The following is a 23,552-nucleotide window of genomic DNA, read 5'->3' as shown; positions in this document are numbered from 1 at the left end:
CGGGCCGATTGGCCAAGCAGCAGTCTAGGGGGGAGACTGGCATGGATCGGCCAACTTGGGTACACCCAGGAAAAAGCAACCGGGCATCACGGACACCCGTCAGTCTTTGACGGCGGGCCACCGGCCAGGAACGCATAGGCTGGGCGCACTCGTCGCCCAACGTTCGGAAAGGAGCCGGATGAGCTGCGAACATCTGATCTGCGCGCGATGCTCGGGCCCCGTCGTCGAGGGGCGCTGCCCCGCGTGCCGTGCGGCACGGGCGGAGGTGCACCGTCCCGGACTGTTCGGGATCTCCCCCATCCTGCTCGGCGCGCTGATCCTCGCACTGACGCTGCTGGTCGCGCTCAAGCTGGGCCTGCACTAGGCCTTCAGACCCGGGCCCGGCAACGCCCGATCATCCGATCGTCCTGACCGGAGCGGCGGTCTCCTCCGACCGTCGCGACCTGACCGGAGCGGTGGTCAGTCCTGCTCTTCGCCGGCCTCTCGGCGGCGCATCCACCGGATCTCGGCCTCGATGAACTCGTCGATGTCACCGTCGAGAACGGCGGTCGGGTTGCCCGCCTCGACGCCCGTGCGCAGATCCTTGACGATCTGGTACGGGTGCATGACGTAGTTGCGGATCTGGGTGCCCCAGGAGCTCGTCGTCTCGCCACGCAGCTCGTTCATCCGCTCGGCCTCCTCCTGGCGCTTGCGCTCCAGAAGCTTGGCCTGCAGCACCGTCATCGCGGTCGCGCGGTTCTGCAGCTGGCTGCGTTCGTTCTGGCAGGAGACGACGATGCCGGTCGGCAGGTGCGTGATCCGCACCGCCGAGTCGGTCGTGTTGACGCCCTGCCCACCGGGACCGCTGGACCGGTAGACGTCGACGCGCAGCTCGTCCTCGGGGATCTCGACGTGGTCGGTCTGCTCGACGACCGGCACCACGTCGACGCCGGCGAACGAGGTCTGCCGGCGGCCCTGGTTGTCGTACGGGGAGATCCGGACCATGCGGTGGGTGCCGTGCTCGCCGCGGAGCGTGCCGTAGGCGTACGGCGCCTTGACCGTGAAGGTCGTCGACTTGAGGCCGGCCTCTTCGGCGAACGACGTCTCGTAGATCTCCGTCGGGTAGCCGTGCCGCTCGGCCCAGCGGAGGTACATCCGCTGCACCTGCTGCGCGAAGTCGGCCGCGTCCACGCCGCCCGCCTGCGCGTTGATGGTGATGAGCGCCTCACGCGAGTCGTACTCACCCGCCATCAGGGTACGGACCTCGAGCTGCTCGATCTCCTTGCGGAGCGCGCCGAGCTCCCGCTCGGCCTCGCCCCGGGCGTCGTCGTCGCCCTCCTCGGAGGCCAGCTCCAGCAGCACGGTGGCGTCGTCGAGCCTGCTGCGCAGGCCCTCGACCTTGCCCAGCTCGCCCTCGAGGTAGGACAGCCGCCGGGTGACCTGCTGGGCACGGTCCTGGTCGTTCCACAGGTCGGGATCGGCAGCCTGCTCGCGAAGCTCTCCGATGTCACGACGCATCGCGTCGAGGTCGAGAACGGTCTCGATGCCCGTCAGCATCGAGCCGAGTTCCTTAATCTCTTCCGAGGGGTCCATGGCTGCCACGTTCGAAAGCCTACCCGTGCCCGTACTCTCCGCGTACGCGCTCCGAGCGTCTTTGCCGAGCATGCCGCCTCGGCTCTGATCCAGTTCACGCGGAGATCCCAAGCACACGTCTTTGCCGAGCACGCTCGGCCCTCATATCCGGGTCACCCGGAGATCCGAGGCATACTTTGCCGACCAGGCACCTTCGGCCCTCACACCGGCGCACTCGGAGATCCCTGGCATACTCTGCCCGACAGCAGTAACGATGATCGGCCGGGGAACATGAACAAGGCGGTTGCGTCCACGCTGGTGGCGGTGCTCACCCTCACCGGCGCCGCAGGCTGCTCGAGCAAGCCTCACCGCACCGTCCGCACGACGCCGGTCGCCGCCGAGAGCAGCCCGCCTCCCGAGCCGGTGAACCCCGAGACGGCGGCCAAGGCGTTCCACACGTTCGTCAACAACGACGACGTCGCGCGGGCCAGCGGAGACGAGCGGCTCGCGCTGTGGTGGACCAGCGAGGGACAGTCCCAGCTCACCGCGGCGGCGTTCCGCCGGGCGGTCGCGGCGGGCGATCCGGTCCCCCGCTACCGCTACGACAAACCGGTCTTCTACGTCCCGCACCTGCTCGCGAGCGACCCCCAGTGGTTCGTGGTCAGCGCGCGCCGGACCACCGCGGACGGCAAGGACCCCCACACCGTGTTCATGGGGTTCCTCGCGTCCAAGGCGGTCACGCGCTGGCGGCTGAGCCTGGCCGCCGTGCTGGACGACAAGCAGAAGCCACCGATGATCGCGGTGGGCGCCGACGGCTACGCCAAGGCCCTGCCGACGTTCGACAGCCGCCTGCTGATCCCGCCCCGGCTGGTCCCCTCGATCCAGGCGACGCTCGCGGAGGAAGGCCCGGGGAACGTCGCGGCGCACGTCATGGACGCCGGGAAGTACACCACCGGCTACTACACGTCGGATCAGAAGGCCATGAAGAAGAGCAAGAAGGAGAAGAAGATCGGCCTGCGCACCAGTGCGCTCTACGCCGCGACCTCCTTCCCGATCTTCCCGCTGGCGACCGAGGACGGCGGCGGCGTGGTGCTGTACGCGCTGAGCCGCGACACCATCATCAGCAAGAGCAAGAAGAAGCCCGGCCAAGTGCCGGTGCCCGAGGACGTCGCGCCGTTCGTCAGCTCGAAGCTCGTTCGCGACGAGATCGATGTCACCCAGACCATGCAATACCTCGCCGTGGTGCCCGCCAAGCCGAAGAAGGACGACGGCAGTGTCAAGGCGGAGATCATCGGCGCCGACGGCGGCACCGTCAAGGCGCACGCCCCCAGCAAGTGAGGCCCGGCCCGTCAGGAGATCCGGGCCGGGGCTAGTTCGAAGTCCTCGATGCGTCGGCGCCCAGACTAGGACGCCGTGGCCTGGATCGCCTTGCGGTAGCTTCCGACGACCCGGGCGCCGCCCTGCGCGGGCACCAGGGCGAGGTACTGGGTCAGCGCGGTGGTGGCCAGGCGGTGGCGGACCTTGCCGTTGATCAGGCCGGTGAGGTCGCCGCCGCTGCCGATGACCCCCTGCTTGGTCACGTCGTAGGTCTCGCTCTGCCGCACGACGTACCAGACGAGCGCGCCGCCGTCGGTGGTGCGCAGCGCGAACGCCCGCTGCGGGTCGGGCCGGAAGTCTGAGGTGAGCGTCACCCCCCGGTTCTTGAGCGCGGACTCGGCCTTGACCAGCGCGGCGTGCGCCTGCGTGGTGTACGGCCCCGGCGCCATGCCGGACGTGCCGTTCGACAGCGTGGCGGCGTGCATCGCGGCGATCTTCCCGGGCGCCTGCTTGAGGTCGTCCGGGCCGACCGCGGTGGCGTAACCGTCCTTGTCGAGGGCCACCCCGGTGATCGTCGCAGTGGGGAACGGATCGGCGGTGAGCAGCCAGGGGCCGTCCGGGCGATCCTGGGTGAAGAGCAGGGCGTGCCGGGTCTTGCCGGTGGTCGCGGTGACCGCGAACCACTTGGGGAACCCCGACTGGCGGGGGATGTAGTACGCCGGAGCGGTGTAGGCGAAGGGGGTGGACTTCTCCTTCGCCGCCGCGCGCCGCCGGTATTCGGCGCGGTCCATGTCGAGCTGGGCGCCGGTCTCCACGGTGGCCAGCAGCTTCTCGTCGAACGTGCTGTTGGCCCGGTTGTTGACGGACTGGTAGTGGGCGAGCAGCTGAGCGGCCCGGTCCTTGGTCACGGCGGGCGCGGCCATCGCCGGAGATCCGCCGCACGCGGCCAGCGGCAGCAGGACGGCCGTCAAGGCGCTGATGTGTCGAAACATGCGGACCAGATTCGCACAGTGATCATTCGATTACTCTACGAATCCGAAAATACCCCGCCGATGGGAGAAGCCCCGGTGACCGCCGGGGCTTCTCCCATCCGACGCGTCAGCCGGGGAGTGTGCTGGCGGTGACGAGCGTGCGGATCGCGCGCAGCGCCACCGACAGGGTCGCGATGCCGAAGCTGTCGCTCTCCCAGATCTCGCCGAGGGTCTGGGCGGCACGTGCCACCGCGGCGCTGTTCTTCTCCGCCCAGGTGGCCAGGCGCTGTTCCGGAGTCGCCCCCGGCTCGCTGGTCACCAGCACGTCACGGGCGAGCGCCGCGTGCGCGGCGTACAGGTCGTCGCGCAGTGCGGAGCGGGCCATCGACTGCCAGCGGTCGTCGCGGGGCAGCGCGATGACGCGTTCGCGCAGCCGCGCGATCTGCAGCCGGTCGGCGAGGTCGAAGTACACCTCGGCGACCTCGCCCACCGACCGCCCCGTGCTGTGCGCGATCTCCACGAGGTCGAACGTGGAGTAGGCGGGGACCATGATCGCGACCTGCTCGGCCAGCTCGTCCGGCACGCCCGCCTCGGCGAACCGGTCCCGCCGCTCCTCGAACCCCTGAAGGTCACTGCCGGTCAGCAGCTTCGACAGCTGCGGCGCGAGGCTGACCGCGCCCTCGGCGAAGAAGTCGACCGTCTCCCGCAGGTCGAACGGCATCCGCCGGTTGTGCAGCAGCCAGCGGGCACCGCGCTCGCTCAGCTTCCGCGCCTCGAGCCGCATCCGGATCTGGGTCGCGGTGTCGACCTGGTGCGCCAGGGCGTCGACGGAGCGCCAGAACCTCGGCATGTCGAACACCTCGCGCGCCACCAGGTAGGCGCGGGCGATGTCGGAGGACGAGGCGCCGGTCTCCTCGTTCATCCGGAACGCGAAGGTCGTGCCGCTGTTGTTGACCATGCTGTTCACGACGGACGTGGAGATGATCTCCCGGCGCAGCGGGTGCCGGTCCATGTAGTCCCGGAAACGCTCCCGCAGCGGCGTCGGGAAGTACTCCACGAGCCGGCTGGCGAGGTCGGGGTCGTCCGGCAGGTCGGACGCCCGGATCTCCTCCTCCAGCGTCAGCTTGGTGTACGCGAGCAGCGTCGCGAACTCCGGCCCGGTCAGGCCGAGCCCCGCCTGCCGGCGCTCCGCCAGGGCCTTGTCGTCGGGCAGGTCCTCCAGCCGCCGCTTCAGCTTGCCGTCCCGCTCCAGCTTGCGCAGGTAGCGCGCGTGGACGTGCAGCATCGACGGGGCCTGCGTCCGCGAGGCGGCGAGCACGACGTTCTGCTGGTAGTTGTCGCGCAGCACCAGGTCGGCGACCTCGTCGGTCATCTCGAGGAACAGCGTGTCCCGCTGTTTGTGGGTCAGCTCCCCGTCGCGGACCACCTGGTCGAGCAGGATCTTGATGTTGACCTCGTGGTCGGAGGTGTCCACACCGGCCGAGTTGTCGATGAAGTCGGTGTAGACCAGCCCCCCGCCGCGGGAGAACTCGATGCGCCCCCGCTGGGTGAGACCGAGGTTGCCACCCTCACCGATGACCTTGCAGCGCAGCTCGGTCGCGTCGGCGCGGAGGCCGTCGTTGGCCCGGTCGCCGACGTCGGCGTTGTTCTCCCCCGACGCCTTGACGTACGTGCCGATCCCGCCGTTCCACAGCAGGTCGACCGGGGAGCACAGGATCGCGTGGATCAGCTGGTGCGGGGTCATCGCGGCGACGCCGTCGGCGATGCCGAGCGCCTCGCGCACCTGCGGGGTGATCGAGATCTTCTTGGCGGTGCGCGGGTGCACGCCGCCGCCCTTGGAGATCAGCGTGGCGTCGTAGTCGGCCCAGGAGCTGCGCGGCAGCGCGAACATGCGCCTGCGCTCCTCGAACGACGTCGCCGGGTCGGGGTTCGGGTCGAGGAAGATGTGCCGGTGGTCGAACGCCGCGACCAGCTTGATGTGCTCGGACAGCAGCATCCCGTTGCCGAAGACGTCACCGGACATGTCACCGACGCCGACGACGGTGAAGTCCTCCTTCTGCACGTCGACGCCGAGCGAGCGGAAGTGGTACTTCACCGACTCCCAGGCGCCGCGCGCGGTGATGCCCATCGCCTTGTGGTCGTAGCCGACCGAGCCGCCGGAGGCGAACGCGTCGCCCAGCCAGAAGCCGTACGACGTGGCGACCTCGTTGGCGATGTCGGAGAACGTCGCGGTGCCCTTGTCGGCGGCCACCACCAGGTAGGTGTCGTCCCCGTCGTGCCGTACGACGTCCGTGGCGGGCACGACCTCGCCGCCGACGAGGTTGTCGGTGATGTCCAGCAGGCCGCTGATGAACTGCTTGTACGAGGCGATGCCCTCGGCGAGAAACGCCTCGCGGTCGCTCGGGTCGGGCAGCCTCTTGCAGACGAACCCGCCCTTCGCGCCGGCCGGCACGATGACGGTGTTCTTCACCGCCTGGGCCTTGACCAGGCCGAGGATCTCGGTGCGGAAGTCCTCCTTGCGGTCGGACCACCGCAGGCCGCCGCGGGCCACCGACCCGAACCGCAGGTGCACGCCCTCCAGGCGCGGCGAGTAGACGAAGATCTCGAACTTCGGCCGCGGCTGCGGCAGGTCCGGGATCGCCTCCGGGTCGAACTTCAGCGACAGGTACGGCTTCGGCCGGCCGTCGGCGGTCCGCTGGTAGTGGTTCGTGCGCAGCGTGGCGCGGATCATCGCCAGGTAGCTGCGGAGGATGCGGTCCTCGTCCAGGCTGCTGACCGCGTCGAGCCCGCCCTCGATCTCCTCGGTGATGGCCGCCTCGAGCTCCTCGTGGGCGGCCGCCGACCGGTCGTCGTCGGCGTGGTTCAGGCGCGGGTCGAGCCGTGCCTCGAACAGCCGGACCAGGAGGCGCGCGATCCGCGGGTTGGCGACGAGCACCTGCTCGATGTACCGCTCGCCGAAGGTGCTCTGGGTCTGCCGGAGGTAGCGGGCGTAGGCGCGCAGCACCATGGTCGACCGCCAGTCCAGGCCCGCGCGCAGCACCAGCGCGTTGAACCGGTCGCTCTCCACGTCGCCGCGCCACAGCGCCTCGAAGGCCTCCTGGAAGAGCCCCTTGACGTCATCGTCGTCCACGTCGGGCGACGGTGTGTACCGCAGGCCGAAGTCGTAGATCCACGCCTGCCGCCCGTCGCCCCGGGCGATCTCGTACGGCCGCTCGTCGACGACCTCGACGCCCATCTCCTGCAGCAGCGGGAGGACGTGCGAGAGCGAGATCGGCGAGCCGAGCCGGTAGATCTTGAGCCGGCGCTCGCCGGGCCCCGCGTCGTACGGCTCGTACAGGTTGATCGAGATCTCGCCCGGCTCGGCCAGGTCCTCCAGCCGCTTCAGGTCGGCGCACGCCGTGCGGGCCGGGAAGTCGGCCTTGTAGCCCTCGGGGAACGCGTCGGTGTAGCGCCGGATGAGCCCGCTGGCCTGCTCCTCGCCGCACTGCTGGACGATCGCCTCGGCGAGGTCGTCGGTCCACGACCGGGTGGCGGCGATCAGGCGCCGCTCCAGGTCGGCCGGGTCGACGTCGGGCAGCGGGCGGCCCCGCTCGCCGCGGACGACGACGTGCAGGCGCGCGAAGATCGAGTCGCCGACCATCGCGCTGTAGTCGACGGAGAGGCCGTCGAACGCCTTGAGCAGGATGTCCTGGATCCGCAGCCGGATCTGCGTGGTGTACCGGTCGCGCGGCAGGAAGACCAGGCACGACATGTAGCGGCCGTAGTCGTCCTTGCGGACGAACAGCTTCAGCTGCTTGCGCTCGCGCAGCCGCAGCACGCCCAGCGCGATCGGCAGCAGCTCGTCGACGGAGATCTGGAACAGGTCGTCGCGCGGGTAGGTCTCGAGGATCTCGATGAGGTCCTTGCCGTCGTAGCTGTCGGCGGCCAGCCCGGCGTGTTCGAGGATCTCCTCCAGCTTGTGCCGCAGGACCGGGATGTGCTCGATGCTCTCGCTGTAGGCGGTGTGGGTGAACAGCCCCAGGAAGCGGCGCTCGCCGACGACCTCCCCGCTGTCGCCGAACTTCTTGACCCCGACGTAGTCCAGGTAGGCCGACCGGTGCACGGTCGCCCGGGAGTTGGCCTTGGTCAGCACGAGAAGGTGCGGCTCGCGGGCCTTGGCACGCACCTGCGGCGGCAGGGACGCGAAGCTCGTGGACTTGGCCTGGTCGGAACGCAGGAAGCCCAGGCCGGTGCCCGGCACCGCCCGCAGCTGCTCACCGTCCGGGCCGTCCTCCAGCTTGTACTCCCGGTAGCCCAGGAAGGTGAAGTGGTCGTCGGCCAGCCAGTCCAGCAGCTCGACGCCGTCGGTGATCTCCCGGTCCGCCAGCGGCGGCCGCTTCTCGGCGAGCTCCACCGCGATGGCGCACGCCAGCGCGCGCATCTTCTGCTCGTCCTCGACGGCGGTGCGCACGTCGCCCAGCACTCGCTGCAGGTCGGCCTCGAGTTCGTCCAGCAGCACGCGGTCGCTCTGCCGGTCGATCTCGATGTGGATCCAGGACTCCTCCAGGACGAGGCCGTCCCCGTCGCCGATCCCCTGCAGATGCCCGGTGACGTCGCGGGCGGCCTTGAGCTGCGGGTGGACGATCAGGTGCGTCGACAGGCGGTGCCGGTTGAGCTCCATGACGACGGAGTCGACGAGGTACGGCATGTCGTCGGTGACCACCTGCACGACGCTGTGCCCGGGGTCCCAGCCGTACTCCTCCAGCGTCGGCGTGAACACCCGCACCTTGGCCCGCCCCTGCGGACGCTCCTCGCCCAGGTGCCGGTGGACCATCGCCGGACCGCAGACGTCCACCGGGTCACGGTCGAGGAGATCCTCCGGCGCGACGTGACGGTAGTAGAGCCGCAGGTAGGCCAGGGCGTCCTCCGGATCGTGCCGCGCCCCCGGCGTATGGCTGCACGCCTGTGCGGCGCGTGCCAGCAGCTCGTCCTTCGCGTCGTCAAGACCGCCGGTGCCGTTCACCATGGCACTCGTGTTCATACGTGCCCCCCGGACGGCCGGACCGATCCATCGCAGGCTCGTCGGCTCCGACCCGTCGTCGGTTCGCGCCTCATCTCAAGTCTCCCTCAGTACCGTCGCAGTGCTTCACACGCTCACGAGCTCGGCGCAGCGCCGCCATCTCGTCGGATTCGAGAAGATCTTCGGCGAGTCGCCTGAGGTCGTCATGACGGTCACGGTCGGGCACCGGCTTCGGGGAACGCGTGCTGTCGGCGTTCCCGGCGGAGGGACCGTGTTTTCGCGGAAGGATTACGAAGCTACGCCCGGGCATGCCGGACCCGAATCCGGACACGCCGGAGTCGGGCGCGGCCGCACCACGCCGTTGTGGTGTTGTGCTCACGGCGGCCAGGTTAACGCGAAAACCGAAATCAGCCGACTCGGTGAAGCGGATTCACCGACCCTCGGCGCTGGTCGTGGCCCCAGAATGGGCGTCCGGGGCGGCGTGGGACGCCTTGCCACCACCGGTCGAACCGGAGCCACCGGTCCCCGTACCGCCGCCGCTCCCGGATCCGTGCGTGGCGCCGCCGCCGGGGGTCTTTCCGCTGCCGGGAGTCGTGCCGCCACCCGGGGTGTGGGTCGCGCCACCACCCGGGGTGTGCGTCGCGCCGCCGCCGGGAGTGTGGGACGTGCCACCGCCCGGAGTCGGGGTCGCGCTACCGCTCGAACCCGTGCTCGGGCTCGTCGAGGTGGACGGGTCCGGGGAGGTCGACGGCTCGGAGTCCGTCGGCGTGGGTGTATGGGACGGCGTGTGGGTGGTCACCGGGTGCACCGGCGCGCCTCCGTACGTCCGCCGGGTATCCGACGGGGAGGCGTGGCTCTGGGTGCCCTGCGGCTGGTAATCGGTCCGCTGTCCGGAGTGATCGTCCGCGTTGGAGGTCAGCGCGATCGCGCTGACGATCGCCGCGGCCGCGACGAACGCCGCGCCGGCTGCGGCGAGCGCCCGGCGGCCGCGCGACAGCCCCGACCAGCGGCCACGCCCCGTCCCCGCGGTGCCGTACACGTCCGGCAGAACGGGCGACGTCTGCTCCCCCGCGCCGGGATGCGGAGTCCGGGCGCCCGGCGTCTCCCCGGTCGCGCCGAAACGGGCAGTCCAGGCGCCCGCGCCCGGGTCGGGCATTCCGTGTGCCGTGACGGGCGCCGTGGGCGCCTCGGCCGCTGTCGCGCGGATCCCGGCGGGCGGCTCGGGAGCGCCCACAGGTGGCTTCGGAGCCCCGACGGGCGGCTTGTGGGTGCCGACGGGGGTCTTGGGAGCCCCCACGGGGGTCTTAGGAGCGCCGACGGGCGTCTTGTGGGTCGCCGCCGCGGCGCCGCGGTGCGGAGTGCCGGGGTGCGGAGTGCCGGGCATGGCCGTGCCCATGGGCGGCGTCCGGTAAGCCGCGACCGTGGCGGCGTGTTCGAGCAGGTCGGCGGGGACCGTCGCGGGGCCCGCGTCGGCCATGGTCTCGACCGGCGGCAGCACCTCGGTGCGCGGCTCCTGGGGACGCGCCTCCTGACCGCCGCCGAGCAGGTGCAGCAGCAGGGCGCTGGCGGTGAGCCGGTCCGCGGGGTCCTTCTGCAGGCATCCGGCGACGAGCGCGCGGATCGGGGCGGGCAGGTCGCCGAGCTTGGGCTCCTCGAGCAGGATGCGGCTGACCACCACGGAGATCGCGTCGCTGCCGAACGGCGGGGCGCCCGTGGCCGCGAAGACGATCGTGGCGGCCCATGCGAAGACGTCGGTGGCCGGGCCGACCGTCTCGCCGCGGATCTGCTCAGGGGCCATGTAGGCGGGCGTGCCCACGATCCGGCTGGACACCGTCGCGGTGGTGTCCAGCGCCTTCGCGATGCCGAAGTCGATGACCCGCGGGCCGTCGGGCCCGATCAGCACGTTGTGCGGCTTGAGATCACGGTGCACGACGCCCGCTTGGTGGATGGCGACGAGCGCGGTGGCCGTGCCGATCGCCAGGCGTTCGAGGGGCGCGCCGCTGAGCGGTCCGCTCTCCTTGATCAGGTCGTACAGCGACCGTCCCGGGACGTACTCGCTGACGATGTAGGGCCGGTCGCCCTCGACGTCGGCGTCGAGCACCTGCGCGGTGCAGAACCGCGCGACCCGCTTGGCGGCGGTCACCTCACGGACGAAGCGGGCGCGTGCGTTGGCGTCCTGGGCGAGTTCGGGGTGGAGAAGCTTGATCGCAACCCGGGTGCCCTCAGAGGAGGTGCCCAGGAAGACGGCACCCTGGCCGCCTCTCCCCAACCGGCCGATGACGTCGTACGCACCCAGCCGCCGAGGATCCCTTGGCTGCAGGGGGCTCGCGTTGTGGTCCACCGCAGTCCGCATCCCTTCCGTAAGCTCCCCGCCGACCGTCCCCACGGTCGGGCATACCGGTTGAGATGCGGACGACGTCCGGCCGGTTCGGTCGACCGGGATTGTCAGCCCTGGTCAACCCGCCGATCCGGCCATGGACGGCGAACCGCATCTGCCGAACATATCCCTCACCGGCTCCGCAGGCCCAGAGCGGGCCGTACGAGGTGACGGACATGTCCCATACAAGAGACGCGCCCGGCGCGGAGGCGGATTACGAATCCGGCGTGAAGTGCCGCAGCACCTCGGGGTTGGCCATCGCGTCCGGATTCGCCGCCTTGTTGATGGGCGTGCCGAGCAAGATCTTACGTACTGGAACCTCGAGCTTCTTACCGGACAGGGTTCGAGGGACTCCGGGCACCGCCCTGATCTCGTCGGGGACGTGCCGGGGCGACAGCGTCGACCGCAGGGCGGTACGGAGCCGGCCGACCAGGTCGTCGGACAGGGTGACGCCCTCGGTGAGCTGGACGTACAGCAGCAGCCGGCCTTCCTGGCCCAGCTGCCCGGTGTCGACGACCAGCGAGTCGGCGATCTCCTCGAACCCCTCGACGACGCGGTAGAAGTCGGCGGTGCCCATGCGGACGCCGCCGCGGTTGAGCGTGGAGTCGGATCGCCCGTAGATCACGCATCCGCCGTCGGGCAGGATCTTGATCCAGTCGCCGTGGCGCCAGACTCCGGGGTACACCCCGAAGTACGAGTCGCGGTAGCGATCGCCGTTCTCGTCGTTCCAGAAGTAGATCGGCATGGACGGCATCGGCTCGGTGAGCACCAGCTCGCCGACCTCGCCGATGACCGGATCGCCCTTCTCGTCGTACGCCTCGACCTTCGCGCCGAGCCCCCGGCACTGGATCACGCCGGCGCGCAGCGGCAGCAGCGGGCACGGCCCGACGAAGCCGGTCGCCACGTCCGTGCCCCCGGAGAAGGAGCCGACGAGCAGGTCGCGTCCGACGTGGTCGTACAGCCAGCGGAAGCCCTCCGGCGGCAGCGGCGAGCCGGTCGAGCCGATCCCCCGGATCCGGGACAGGTCGTGCTCCCGGGCGGGGTCGGATCCCGCCTTCATCGACGCCAGGACGTACGGCGCGCCGACCCCGAAATAGGTGACCCCGGTGTCGGCGGCCAGCCGCCACAGCGTGTCACCGCCGGGCGCGCCGTCGTACAGCACGACCGTGGCGCCCACGAGCAGGCCGCCGATGAGGTAGTTCCACATCATCCAGCCGGTCGTGGTGTACCAGAAGAAGACGTCGCCGGGGCCGAGGTCCTGCTGGAAGCTGAGGGACTTCAGGTGCTCCAGGACGACACCGCCGTGCCCGTGCACGATGGGCTTGGGCAGCCCGGTGGTGCCCGAGGAGTACAGGATCCACAGCGGATGGTCGAACGGCACCGGCTCGAAGGCGAGCGGCTCTCCGGAGCGCCGCAGATCGGCGTACCGGAGCGCGCGGTCCCCGCCGATCGCGGCGGCGTCGGAGTCGAGGTACGGGATCGTGACCGTGGCCTGCAGCGTGGGCAGCGACGCCTGGATATCGCGGACCACCGCGGACCGGTCGAACCGCTTGCCGTTGTAGGCGTAGCCGTCCACCGCGATCAGCACCTTCGGCTCGATCTGGGTGAACCGGTCGATCACGCTCGGCGCGCCGAAGTCCGGCGAGCACGACGACCAGATCGCGCCGAGGGACGCGGTCGCGAGGAAGGCGACCAGCGCCTCGGGGATGTTCGGCACGTACGCCGCCACACGGTCGCCCCGGCCGACGCCGAGGGCCCGCAGCCCCGCGCGCACCTCGGCGACCTCCGCCGCGAGCTCGCGATAGGTCAGCGTCCTCGATCGGCGCGGCCCGTCGTCGTCGGCCTCCGTACGGAACACCACCGCCGTCGCGTCCGGATCCTCCTCAGCACGGCGCAGCGTGTTCCGCGCGTGGTTGAGCGTGGCACCAGGGAACCAGCGGGCGTCCGGCATCTCCGCCCGCTGCAGCACCGGGCCGTCGCCGCGCTCGCCCAGCACGTCGAAGTACGCCCAGATGGCGTCCCAGAAGCCTTCCAGGTCGGTGACGGACCACCGCCACAGTTCGTCATACGAACCGAACCCGCGCTCACGCATGAAACGGGCGACACGGGCGGTCCGGTGGACCTCCTCGGACGGCTCCCACAGCAGGTCACCCTCGGCAACGGACACGGCACGCCTCCTCGCAGTCTCGTGGCTCCAGCATCGAGCCGACGGCCACCGGGCCGCAAACGGCCGTAGTTCGGACGTTATCGCGTGCCGAAGTACGCGCCCGGAGAGACTCCGAGTGCCCTGTGGAAAACCGCCACGAACGCGCTGGGCGTCGCGTAGCCGACGCGCCGGGCGACGACGGCGACGGGCGTTCCCCGCGCCAGGAGGACCAGTGCCGAACGCAGCCGGGCCTGCGTACGCCAGCGGCCGAACGTCATCCCGGTCTCCGCGACGAAGATCCGGGCGAGGGTCCGCTCCCCCGCGCCGACCCGCCGTCCGGGACTCCGGTGGCGGCCCAGGCGAGCTGGTTCTCCTCGTGGTGATGCCGGTCGAACTGCCAACCGGCCGTGTCGAAGGCGGCGACGAGGATCGTGCCGTCGCCCTGCTGGCTGTTTCGCGACATCACCCGGCAGGATAGAACGCTCCGGCCACGGCCCGGCGACGTAGCTTCCGAGACATGAACCTGCTGCACAATCGAATCTGCGCCTCGGACAAGTGGGCCGAGAAGGTGCGGACGGGGCTGTTCCCGGCCGTGCTCGACGACCTCGACCTGGGCGGGGAGGTGCTGGAGATCGGACCCGGACTCGGCGTCACCACCCGCCTGCTCGCCGAGCGGGTGCCGAAGCTGACCGCCCTGGAGGTCGACGAGAAGTATGTCGCTCTCCTGCGGCGAAGGCTCGACACCGAGATCGTCCACGGTGACGCCGCGGACATGCCGTTCCCCGACGCGTCGTTCACGGGCGTCGTCTGCTTCACGATGCTGCACCACGTCCCGTCGCCCGCCCTGCAGGACAGGGTCTTCGCCGAGGCCTGCCGGGTCCTGCGCCCCGGCGGCGTCTTCGCGGGCAGCGACGGGCAGCCGAGCCTGCGGTTCCGGCTGATCCACCTACGGGACACGCTGGTGCCGGTCGACCCGAGCACGCTTCCGGCGCGGCTCACGGCGGCGGGGTTCGAGGACGTCCGCGTGTGGCGGATGCCCGGCCGGGTGAACTTCACGGCCCGCAGGCCGGGCTGATCGCTCCGTCAGGAGCCGGACGTCAGGTCCTCGATCGCGGCGACGACCTGGTCGGTCTCGGCGAGGCTCGGCAGCACGACGTCAGCGCCGGCGGAACGCAGCTCCGCCTGGGTGGCCGTGCCGGTCGCCACCGCGATCATCTTCGCGTGGGCGATCCCGGCCGCCTGCACGTCGCGCGGCGAGTCGGCGACGAGCACGGTCGCGGACTCCGCGATCACCGTGCGGTACTTCTCCCCCGTCCGGCTGCGGGCCAGCTCGACCAGGGCGGCCTTGGGGTAGGTCTCCGAGCCGTACCCGCCGACCTTGAAGTCGAGGTACTTGTCGAGGCCGAGCGCCTTGAGCTTGGTGATCGCGTTCGGCTGGATGGAGCCCGTCAGGACCGACTGCACCACGTCACGCCGCCGGGCCACCGCCGCGAGGGCCTCGCGGGCGCCGGGCAGCACCCGCCCCTCCTTGCGGACGGCCGCCTTGCGCGCCGAGAACGCGTCGGCCAGCGCGCTCATGAACGCCGGCAGGTGGTCCTCGGTGGTCTCGACGTCGTTGAACGCCAGGGTCTCGAAGATGATCTCCGACTCGGTGCGCCCGTGGGTCGGGGCGAGCCGGACGAGCGGTCGTCCGGTGACGCGTTCGAAGGCCTCGGCGTACGCCTCCCGGGTCACCTTGCCGACGTCGACCAGGGTGTGATCGACGTTCCAAAGCACCAGACGAGGCATGACGGTCTCCTGCACGTACTCCCGCGAGTACCGGTCGGCTCGCCGGTCAATCGTGGAGGCTCCGGCCCGCCGATGCAAACCGTCAGGGAAAGCGTCGGAGAAAGCGGCCCGTCGAAGCGAGAACCATCAGGGAAAGCGGCCCGTCGTCGCCTTGATGTCGCCGATCACCTCCAGCGGGATCGCCCCGCCGACGGGCTCGGTGAAGCGGCCCATGAACGTGTGGATCGTCATCCGGCCGCGCGGCGGCCGGTCCGCCGGGGTGTCCACGACCACGTGGACGGTCCTGGTCCGTCCCGGGTCGAGTTCCTGGAAGATGCACTCGACCCGGCCGATCCCCCAGCATGACGGGTCGCTCACGGACACGACGGCCAGCCGGTCGTCGGTCCCCGGTGCGGCGACCTTGACGCTGCGGACAACGACGTGCCGGATGATGTCCGGGCCGGCGTTCGTGACACTGAAGCTGTAGCCGGCCCGGTCTCCGGGCACCAGCCGGTCCCCCGCCATGGGGGCCAGCCGGGGATCGGCGCGCAGCGTGAGGCGGCCCAGGTCGGCGCCGCCCTCCACATCGACCACGCGGGCGGAATGCGACTCGGGCACGGTCAGGGCCTTCACCGCGAACCCCGCCGCCGCCGCACACGCGACGACGGCTGCCACCGACATACAGCGCCCCACACAGCCCCCCGGTCTGCTGTAGGCGTGCCCCGCATCCTGCCTGGTCACAGGCTATGCCATGGCCCATCCGAGACGAACGTTACCGGCCGGGGGGAGCCGAGGCGATCACCCCATGTGGGGGTACCGATGATCGGTCGGCGGCACGAACGTCTCCTTGATCGAGCGGGTGTTCACCCACCGGATCAGGTTGAAGATCGAGCCGGCCTTGTCGTTGGTGCCGCTCGCCCGCGCGCCGCCGAACGGCTGCTGGCCGACGACCGCGCCGGTCGGCTTGTCGTTGACGTAGAAGTTTCCGGCGGCGAACCGCAGCTTCTCCGACGCCTCGGCGATGGCCTGGCGATCCTGGGCGACGACCGCGCCGGTCAGCCCGTACGGCGCGGCGCTCTCCATCTGGGTGAGCACGGCGTCGTAGTCGGCGTCGTAGTCGGCGTCGTCGTAGACGTGCACGCCGAGGATCGGGCCGAAGTACTCCTTGGTGAAGATCTCGTCCTCCGGGTCGCCGCTCAGCAGCACCGTGGGCTGGACGAAGTAGCCCTCGGAGTCGTCGAGGCCGCCGCCGACGAGGATGTCGATGCCGTCGTGGGAGCGGGCACGCTCGATGGCCGCCCGGTGCTTGGCGAACGCCCGGTCGTCGATCACCGCGCCCATGAACGCCGACAGGTCCTCGGCGACGTTCCCGACGGTCAGGGACTCGACGGTGCCGAGGAAGTCGTCGCGCATGGTGTTCCACACCGAGCGCGGGACGTACGCGCGCGAGGCGGCCGAGCACTTCTGGCCCTGGTACTCGAACGCGCCGCGGATCAGCGCGGTGGCGAGCACCCGCGGGTCGGCCGACGGGTGGGCGACGACGAAGTCCTTACCGCCGGTCTCGCCGACCAGCCGGGGGTAGGCGCGGTAGCCGGAGATGTTCTCCCCGACGGTGCGCCACAGGTGCTGGAAGGTCCCGGTGGAGCCGGTGAAGTGGATGCCCGCCAGGTCGGGGTGGCGCAGCGCGACGCCCGAGACGGCCTCGCCGTTCCCGGTCACCAGGTTGATCACGCCGGGCGGCAGGCCGGCCGCCTCCAGCAGGCGCATCGTGAAGTGCGCGGCGAACTGCTGGGTCGGCGAGGGCTTCCACACGACGACGTTGCCCATCAGCGCGGGCGAGGTGGGCAGGTTGCCGGCGATCGCCGTGAAGTTGAACGGCGTGATCGCGGTGACGAAGCCCTCCAGCGGCCGGTACTCCAGGCGGTTCCACACGCCGGGCGAGCTGATGGGCTGCTGGGTGTACAGCTCGCGGGCGAAGGAGACGTTGAAGCGCAGGAAGTCGATCAGCTCGCACGCCGCGTCGATCTCGGCCTGCTGCACCGACTTGGACTGGCCGAGGATGGTCGCGGCGTTCAGCGTGGACCGCCACGGGCCGGACAGCAGCTCGGCCGCCCTGAGGAAGATCGCGGCCCGGTCGTCGAACGACAGGGCCCGCCACGCCGGCGCGGCCTCCCGCGCGGCGTCGACGGCCGCGCGCACGTCGTCGTCGGTGGCCTCCCGGGCCTGGCCGAGGACGTGCCGGCGCTTGTGCGGCTGCACCGTGTCGATGGGCCGCCCGCCGCCCAGCCGCTGCTCGCCGCCGATCGTCATCGTCAGGTCGATCTGCTCGCCGGCAAGCTCTTTGATCTTCGCCTCGAGAGCGGTCCGATCCTGGCTCCCGGGGGCGTACGCCTTGACCGGCTCGTTCACGGGGACCGGTACGTTCGTCACAGCGTCCATGAGAAAAGCACCCCGCAGTTCGTGACGGCGTTGTCAGGTCAAATGTACGCAGAGATGTCGGTGAGCCGGTCCACCACGGGGACCCCGAACCGATCCAGCTCGGCCCTCCCCTGCATGCCCCCCGTGTACAGAACCGCGCGCGCCCCCGCGTGCCGGGCGGCCACCGCGTCGTCGACGCTGTCCCCGATCGCCACCACCTCGGCCGGATCGACGCCGAGCCGGGACAGGTGCCGGACCATGAACTCCGCCTTCGACCCGCCTGCCTCCTCAGGCCGCAGGCCGTCGACCCGGCGGAAGGCCTCCCCGATGCCGTACTCGTGGACCGCGACGGTCAGCCGGTCGTGGTGCCACATCGACAGCAGGGACTGGCTGTGCCCGGCGTCGGCGAGGGCGTCGATCGCGTGCCGGGCGTCCGCCGCGAGCCGGCAGCGCTCCATCATCCGGTGGTAGGAGTCGTGGAAGGCGGCATCGAGGCGCTCCCACTCGCCGTCCTCCAGCGAGCGGCCCAGCATGCGCTCGTAGCAGGCCCAGATCGGCCGGGTGTAGATCGCCCGGAACGAGTCCAGGTCCACCCGCGCCAGTCCGTACGAGTCGAAGATCTCGTTGGTCGCGTCCACGACGGCGTCGAGATCGTTGAAGAGCGTGCCGTTCCAGTCCCAGACAATGTGCGTCATAGCGTTCCGAGGATAAGCCACGGCGCGACCGGTCGCGGGGAGAGATCATCGCGCGCCGGGTCCCGGCGGATCAGGGGCGGCGGCCCCAGCAGGAGGGTGGCGGCTTCGGATCCGGCATCACGTCCTCGGCCTCGGGCTCCTCGATGTCCACGGGGATGCCGAAGTCCCCGTACTCCGAGGTGACCTCGGCGAACGGCATGACTCGAACCGACCGCAGCCTCCGGAAGTGTGTCCGTACGCGGCGGACGTCGAGATCGCCGTCCGTCCAAACGTCCAGCGTGATCCGCAGCATGCCGTGATGACGCATGTGCGCCGCGATGCGCGCGACGGCCGGATCTGCCGACCGGAGCGATGGCGCGAGCGGGACGGTGTACCGGCGGAGACCGTCTTCCAGAGCGGAACGCACCTTTGCCGGCTGCACGGCCCTGATCGCGGGTGCCAGCGCCCGGGCTCCCCCGATCCGGTCTCCTCCGCACGGATCCGGCCGGAGGATCCACTTCTTGCCGAGACGTTCCTCCTCCTCGGACGGGAGGCGGTGGAACCAGCGGTCGCCGACCAGGATCTGCTCGAGAGGGATCTCACCGATGCGGCCACGGTGATGTCCGCGCCCGGCGGCGAGATCCGAGACCCCTTCCACGGAGTACGGCCGATCACGGTCGTAGCCCGCATAGACGCCCTGCGAGGAGGAGCGTGCCGTCCGCAGGGCGGTCAGCGCGTCGGCGAGCGCGTCGAGCGAGATGTCCGGAGGACCGCCTTGTCCGGCCGTACGACGGGGAACGCGCATCGCGTCAGGCTACGCCGCGGACGTCCGGTTGGACCGCCGTTACGCCGAGACGACGGTACGGGTCAGCGGGTCGCGCTGTAGCGATGCTCCGGCCGGCCGGTGACCCCGTAGCGGAGCTGAAGCTCGACGACGCCGTGCCGGGCCAGGTAGGCGAGGTACCGCTGGGCGGTCGGGCGGCTGATGCCCACGAGTGCGGCGACCTCGGCGGCCGACATGTCCCCGGACGCCGACCGTACGGCGTCCCGGACGCGTTGCAGCGTCGGCGCCGAGTGCCCCTTCGGCAGGCTCGACGGCAGGGCCGCGGGCCCGCGGAGCAGGCCGTACAGCGCGTCGACATCGCCCTGATCGGCGGTCTGGTCGTCCAGTGTGGTGAGCCGGGCGTGGAGTTCCTCGTACGCGGTCAGCCGCTCCCGCAGGGCCGCGAAGCCGAAGGGTTTGACCAGATAGTGCACGGTTCCGAGTTGCATGGCCCGTCGCACGCTCGCCACATCGCGGGCCGAGCTGATCACGATGAAGTCCGGAGGCGCGGAACCGTCGTCACGGGACGCCTGGTCGAGGACCCGCCGGATGACGTTCAGGCCGTTGTCGTCGGGCAGGTAGATGTCGAGCAGCACTAGATCGGGGTGCAGTTCGGCGACGGCGGTCAGCGCGTCGGCGGCGCTGTGCGCCTGCCCGAGCACCTCGAACCCCGGGACACGCTCGACGTACTTGGCATGGATCTTGGCGACGTGGAAGTCGTCATCGGCGACCAGCACACCGATCATCCGATCTTCTCCTTCGCGTGTGGCGGGGGCCCGGGCTCGCGATGCTCGCCGGCCTCGTGGGGCCGGGTGGAGTCGGGTAGTCGCACCGTGAAGGTGGCCCCAGGCCCCTCGCCGACGCGGATCGTGCCGCCGATCCGGCGGACGAGCCGGTGGACGATGGCCAGGCCGAGCCCGCGACGGCGCACCTCGAACGCTCGCCTCGCGTCGTCCGTGCCGCCGCGATCAGTGTGCTTGGTGCTGTACCCGTCCGCGAAGATCAGATCGGCGCAGCCGGACGGAATGCCGGGCCCGGTGTCCGAGACGACCATCGTGATCCCGTCACCGTCGGTGAGCCGAACGGTCACCTCGGCGGGCCGTCCCGCCGGTGTTCCCGGCCGCGGCCTCCCGACGGCGTCGATGGCGTTGTCCACGAGGTTGCCGAGGATCGTGAGCACCGCCTGGACGTGCGAGGGGGACTCTCCCAGCCAGGAGTCCTCGGTGAGCGTCAGGGTGACGCCGCGCTCGGCGGCGACCACGGACTTCGCCAGGATCAGGCCGACGACCAAGGGGTTCGCGATGCGCTCCCGCACCGACTCCGACAGCGCCGCCTCCGCGCCCTGCGCGGTGGTGAGGTAGGCGATCGCCTCGTCATGGTCGCCGAGCTCCAGCAGCCCCGCGACGGTGTGCATGCGGTTGGAGAACTCGTGCTGCTGGGCGCGGAGGGCGTCGGTCAGGGCGCGCACGCCGTCCAGCTCACGCAGCAGCCCGGACATCTCGGTGCGGTCCCGGAGCGTCACCACGGCGCCGAGTTCCTGGCCGCGCAGGCACACCGGTCGGCGGTTGATCGTCAGATAGTGCTCTTCGGTGAGTACGGAGGCGTCGACGCCCCCGTCGGCGCCGGCCAGGACGTCGCGCAGGCGCCCGGACGGCACGACCTCCTCCAGCGGTCTGCCGAGGACGGCGGTACCGAGCCGGAGCAGCCGCCGGGCCTCGTCGTTCACGATGCGGATCCGGCCCGCACGGTCAAAGCCGATCACGCCTTCCTTGATCCCGTGCAGCATCGCCTCGCGTTCTTGGAGGAGCCCCGCGATCTCGTCCAGTTCGAGCCCGAACGTACGCCGCTTGAGCCGCCACGCGAGCCCGTACGAGACGGCCGCGCCGAAGGCCAACGCGATGCTCATCCACAGGCCGAAGGCGGGCAGTTCGCTCCACAGCGTGCTGGAGACGGCACGCTCGCAGATCCCGGCGGAGACCTCACCGACCAGGGCACCGGACGGCCCGTACAGCGGGGCCTTGCCGTTGGCGTTCCGGCAGAGGCTGCCGGGGTCGATTCCGGTGTGGCCGTTTCCGTCGGAGGCGATGAGCGATTCGGTGACCGGCTTCCCGATCAGCGCCGGATCGGGATGGGAGTGGCGGATCCCGTGGAGATCCAGCACGACGATGTAACGCGCGCCGGCGGCCGTCCGCATCCGCTCGGCGGTGCTCTGCACCACGTCGCCGGCGTCGCCGTACTCCATCGCCGACTGGATCTCCGGCGTGCCCGCCGCCGTCTCGGCGATGGCGAGGGCGCGCTGGCGGTACTGATCGTCCAGTTTCGCCCGCTCCTCGTGGGCGAACAGCCCGAAGCCGACCAGCATGCTCGCCGCCAGAATGCTGAGCTGGCTGGTCAGGATACGGGTGGACAGCTTCCGGCCGCCCGCGGGCCACATGGCACGAGTATGCCAAGGGATGCAAGTAAAAAGTCCCTTTTGTCTGGATCGATGCATAAGCAAAACGCTCAAAACCATCAGAAGGGCACCGTCCCGCCGGCGCCCACCGGGGCACTCCGGCCGCGAACGAAACGCACAAAAGGGTCGGTAACAAACGCTACGGCGACTAACGCATGAAACATGGAAGTTACTTCCAGGCAGTCCTAGCTTCTTCGTACTCCGCGAAAGCGGGAACGAAAGGAGACGGACGCGATGGCTGCTGGCAGTGACCAGGCAGTGAGTCCGGCGGCCGGCCCTGGCGCTGTGGCGCCGGGGCGGGAGAGCGCGCGCATCGAGCTGTCGGGAGTGACAAGACGTTTCACATCTCCGGCGGGGAAGGTGTTCACCGCGCTACGAGACGTGAACTTCACGGTGGAGCCGGGACGCTTCTGCGCGGTCGTCGGGCCGACAGGTTGCGGCAAGTCGACGACTTTGGGCATGGTGGCCGGCCTCGACCGGCCGAGTGCCGGCACGGTTCGCGTCGGCGGCCGAGAGGTGAACGGCATCACCGACGGCGTCAGCTTCATGTTCCAGCAGGACGCGCTGCTGCCGTGGAAGACGGTTCTGGCCAATGTGGCGATCGGCCCGATGTTCCGCGGCGTCTCCAAGAAGCGGGCGCAGGCCGATGCACGGGACTGGCTGCGCCGGGTGGGCCTGGCCGGGTTCGAGGACCACCACCCGCACCAGCTCTCTGGAGGCATGCGCAAGCGCGCGAGCATGGCGGCGGCGCTGATCAACGAGCCGTCGATCCTGCTGATGGACGAGCCTTTCGGCGCCCTGGACGTGCAGACCAAGGCGATCATGTCGAACGAGCTGCTCGGCCTGTGGGAGGAGCTCAAGCCGTCCGTCATGTTCATCACCCATGACTTGGAAGAGGCCGTCGCGCTCTCCGACCAGGTGGTCGTCATGACCTCGGGCCCCGGCACGATCAAGGGCGTGTACGACATCGACCTGCCGCGCCCGCGAGGCGCGGTCCAGGAGATCCGGTTCGACCCGCGCTTTCTCGAACTGCACCAGCAGATCTGGGAGTCCCTCAAGGACGAGGTGGAGCGCGCCTACGCCCGCACCGGCGCCGCACAGGATGCGGAGGGAGATGCGTCATGAGTAGCACGTCCGGGAGCCGCACCGCGCAGACGCCCGCCGAGGTGCACTCCGCCCCGCCGTCGGAGACCGTCGCCGACGAGGCCACCATCAAGGCCAGGGCCTTGCGTCGGGCACGTCAGCGCAAGTTGAAGGTGTACCTGGGCCGGGCACTCGTCGGCGTGGTCGTGGTCGGTGGCTGGCAGCTTTTCGCGCAGTTGAAGATCATCGATCCGTTCTTCTTCGGGGAACCCACCGGAATCGTCGGCCAGCTGCGCGACTGGATCGAGCACGGCACCGAGTTCGGCTCCGTCTGGCAGCAGATCGGCATCACCATGGAAGAGGCCGTGCTGGGCTTCGTCTACGGCGTCGTGGCCGGCATCGTGCTGGGCGTCCTGCTCGGACAGGTGCGCTACCTCGCTGATGTGATCGGGCCCTACATCAAGATCGTGAACGCGATCCCGCGCATCGTGCTCGGCTCGATCTTCTTCGTCTGGCTGGGCCTGGGTACTCCCGCGAAGGTGCTGCTCGCCTCCGTCCTGGTGTTCTTCGTGGTGTTCTTCAACGCTTTCCAGGGCGTCCGCGAGGTCGACCGGGTCTTCGTCAACAACGCTCGAGTGCTCGGTGCCTCTCGGCTGCAGATCGTCCGCCACGTGATCCTGCCCTCGGCGCTCACCTGGATCACCGCGAGCCTGCACGTGGCCTTCGGCTTCGCCGTCATCGGCGCCATCGTCGGCGAGTTCCTCGGCGCGCAGCACGGTCTTGGCCTGGTCATCTCCAACGCGCAGAACCACTTCAACCCCAATGGTGTCTTCGCGGCAATGCTGATCATCGGCGCCATCGCGCTCACCGCCGAAGGCGGGATCACCTTGCTCGAGCGACGGTTGCTCTCCTGGCAGCCGCCGACCCCGACAGAGACCCCCGGTCTCTGAGTCCGACTCAGTTCTTCTTTCTCT

19 protein-coding genes are annotated in these 23,552 nt (G+C 70.3%); 5 read left to right on the top strand and 14 right to left on the bottom strand.

Features of this window, described 5'->3' with window-relative positions:
• Window positions 1–178 precede the first annotated feature (178 nt).
• Entirely contained in the window at window positions 179–364 is a 186-nt protein-coding gene (locus AB0I04_RS36815; protein ID WP_360895485.1) for a hypothetical protein, read from the top strand.
• A 95-nt stretch (window positions 365–459) separates the two neighbouring features.
• Here AB0I04_RS36815 and prfB read toward each other — a convergent pair whose 3' ends face one another.
• Window positions 460–1,581: a peptide chain release factor 2 gene (gene prfB / locus AB0I04_RS36810; RefSeq protein WP_360895482.1), complete on the bottom strand. Its 1,122-nt coding sequence runs from the start codon at window positions 1,579–1,581 to the stop codon at window positions 460–462.
• Between the two features lie 261 nt (window positions 1,582–1,842).
• Between prfB and AB0I04_RS36805 the strand changes: the two genes are divergently transcribed.
• Window positions 1,843–2,889 (top strand): hypothetical protein, encoded by a 1,047-nt coding sequence (locus AB0I04_RS36805; RefSeq protein ID WP_360895479.1) that lies wholly within the window; start codon window positions 1,843–1,845, stop codon window positions 2,887–2,889.
• 65 nt (window positions 2,890–2,954) lie between these two features.
• On the opposite strand, the gene AB0I04_RS36800 is transcribed toward AB0I04_RS36805, so the two are convergent.
• The 6 genes from AB0I04_RS36800 to AB0I04_RS36775 all read right to left on the bottom strand — a co-directional run bounded on the left by AB0I04_RS36800 (window position 2,955) and on the right by AB0I04_RS36775 (window position 13,824).
• Complete coding sequence (locus tag AB0I04_RS36800) at window positions 2,955–3,860, bottom strand: hypothetical protein (RefSeq protein ID WP_360895476.1); 906 nt, start codon at window positions 3,858–3,860, stop codon at window positions 2,955–2,957.
• A 106-nt stretch (window positions 3,861–3,966) separates the two neighbouring features.
• Window positions 3,967–8,859 (bottom strand): NAD-glutamate dehydrogenase, encoded by a 4,893-nt coding sequence (locus AB0I04_RS36795; RefSeq protein WP_360895474.1) that lies wholly within the window; start codon window positions 8,857–8,859, stop codon window positions 3,967–3,969.
• Between the two features lie 409 nt (window positions 8,860–9,268).
• Complete coding sequence (locus tag AB0I04_RS36790; RefSeq protein ID WP_360895471.1) at window positions 9,269–11,191, bottom strand: protein kinase; 1,923 nt, start codon at window positions 11,189–11,191, stop codon at window positions 9,269–9,271.
• Between the two features lie 238 nt (window positions 11,192–11,429).
• On the bottom strand, window positions 11,430–13,382 hold the full coding sequence (locus tag AB0I04_RS36785; RefSeq protein ID WP_360895468.1) for an acetoacetate--CoA ligase: 1,953 nt from the start codon (window positions 13,380–13,382) through the stop codon (window positions 11,430–11,432).
• A 77-nt stretch (window positions 13,383–13,459) separates the two neighbouring features.
• A complete protein-coding gene (locus AB0I04_RS36780) occupies window positions 13,460–13,639 on the bottom strand; it encodes a helix-turn-helix domain-containing protein (RefSeq protein ID WP_360895465.1) in 180 nt (59 codons plus the stop codon).
• Window positions 13,636–13,824, bottom strand: coding sequence for a hypothetical protein (locus AB0I04_RS36775; protein ID WP_360895463.1), 189 nt, complete (start codon window positions 13,822–13,824; stop codon window positions 13,636–13,638). Before AB0I04_RS36775 ends, AB0I04_RS36780 begins: the two co-directional genes overlap by 4 nt.
• A gap of 54 nt (window positions 13,825–13,878) precedes the next feature.
• Here AB0I04_RS36775 and AB0I04_RS36770 point away from each other — a divergent pair, with 54 nt between their 5' ends.
• Complete coding sequence (locus AB0I04_RS36770; protein WP_360895460.1) at window positions 13,879–14,436, top strand: class I SAM-dependent methyltransferase; 558 nt, start codon at window positions 13,879–13,881, stop codon at window positions 14,434–14,436.
• A gap of 8 nt (window positions 14,437–14,444) precedes the next feature.
• Here the strand turns inward: AB0I04_RS36770 and AB0I04_RS36765 are convergent, their stop codons facing one another.
• The 7 genes from AB0I04_RS36765 to AB0I04_RS36735 all read right to left on the bottom strand — a co-directional run bounded on the left by AB0I04_RS36765 (window position 14,445) and on the right by AB0I04_RS36735 (window position 21,477).
• Window positions 14,445–15,149 (bottom strand): haloacid dehalogenase-like hydrolase, encoded by a 705-nt coding sequence (locus AB0I04_RS36765; protein WP_360895457.1) that lies wholly within the window; start codon window positions 15,147–15,149, stop codon window positions 14,445–14,447.
• A gap of 126 nt (window positions 15,150–15,275) precedes the next feature.
• Entirely contained in the window at window positions 15,276–15,809 is a 534-nt protein-coding gene (locus tag AB0I04_RS36760; protein ID WP_360895454.1) for a hypothetical protein, read from the bottom strand.
• A 117-nt stretch (window positions 15,810–15,926) separates the two neighbouring features.
• Window positions 15,927–17,567 (bottom strand): L-glutamate gamma-semialdehyde dehydrogenase, encoded by a 1,641-nt coding sequence (gene pruA, locus AB0I04_RS36755; protein ID WP_360895451.1) that lies wholly within the window; start codon window positions 17,565–17,567, stop codon window positions 15,927–15,929.
• Window positions 17,568–17,605: 38 nt separating this feature from the next.
• Window positions 17,606–18,241, bottom strand: a complete 636-nt coding sequence (locus tag AB0I04_RS36750) for an HAD family hydrolase (RefSeq protein ID WP_360895448.1) — start codon at window positions 18,239–18,241, stop codon at window positions 17,606–17,608.
• Between the two features lie 70 nt (window positions 18,242–18,311).
• On the bottom strand, window positions 18,312–19,025 hold the full coding sequence (locus tag AB0I04_RS36745) for a hypothetical protein (protein ID WP_360895446.1): 714 nt from the start codon (window positions 19,023–19,025) through the stop codon (window positions 18,312–18,314).
• A gap of 62 nt (window positions 19,026–19,087) precedes the next feature.
• Window positions 19,088–19,789 carry a response regulator gene (locus tag AB0I04_RS36740; RefSeq protein WP_360895443.1) on the bottom strand — a complete coding sequence of 234 codons (702 nt, stop codon included), beginning with the start codon at window positions 19,787–19,789 and terminating at the stop codon, window positions 19,088–19,090.
• On the bottom strand, window positions 19,786–21,477 hold the full coding sequence (locus AB0I04_RS36735; protein ID WP_360895440.1) for a sensor histidine kinase: 1,692 nt from the start codon (window positions 21,475–21,477) through the stop codon (window positions 19,786–19,788). Before AB0I04_RS36735 ends, AB0I04_RS36740 begins: the two co-directional genes overlap by 4 nt.
• Window positions 21,478–21,729: 252 nt before the next feature.
• Between AB0I04_RS36735 and AB0I04_RS36730 the strand changes: the two genes are divergently transcribed.
• Together AB0I04_RS36730 and AB0I04_RS36725 are read left to right on the top strand one after the other, a co-directional pair.
• Window positions 21,730–22,620 carry an ABC transporter ATP-binding protein gene (locus AB0I04_RS36730; RefSeq protein ID WP_360895437.1) on the top strand — a complete coding sequence of 297 codons (891 nt, stop codon included), beginning with the start codon at window positions 21,730–21,732 and terminating at the stop codon, window positions 22,618–22,620.
• Window positions 22,617–23,528, top strand: coding sequence for an ABC transporter permease (locus tag AB0I04_RS36725; RefSeq protein ID WP_360895434.1), 912 nt, complete (start codon window positions 22,617–22,619; stop codon window positions 23,526–23,528). Before AB0I04_RS36730 ends, AB0I04_RS36725 begins: the two co-directional genes overlap by 4 nt.
• Window positions 23,529–23,552: the final 24 nt, after the last annotated feature.

The sequence above is a fragment of the Actinoallomurus sp. NPDC050550 genome, assembly GCF_040655075.1.
GTDB lineage: Bacteria > Actinomycetota > Actinomycetes > Streptosporangiales > Streptosporangiaceae > Actinoallomurus.
This window is presented reverse-complemented; position numbering and strand designations above follow the sequence as displayed.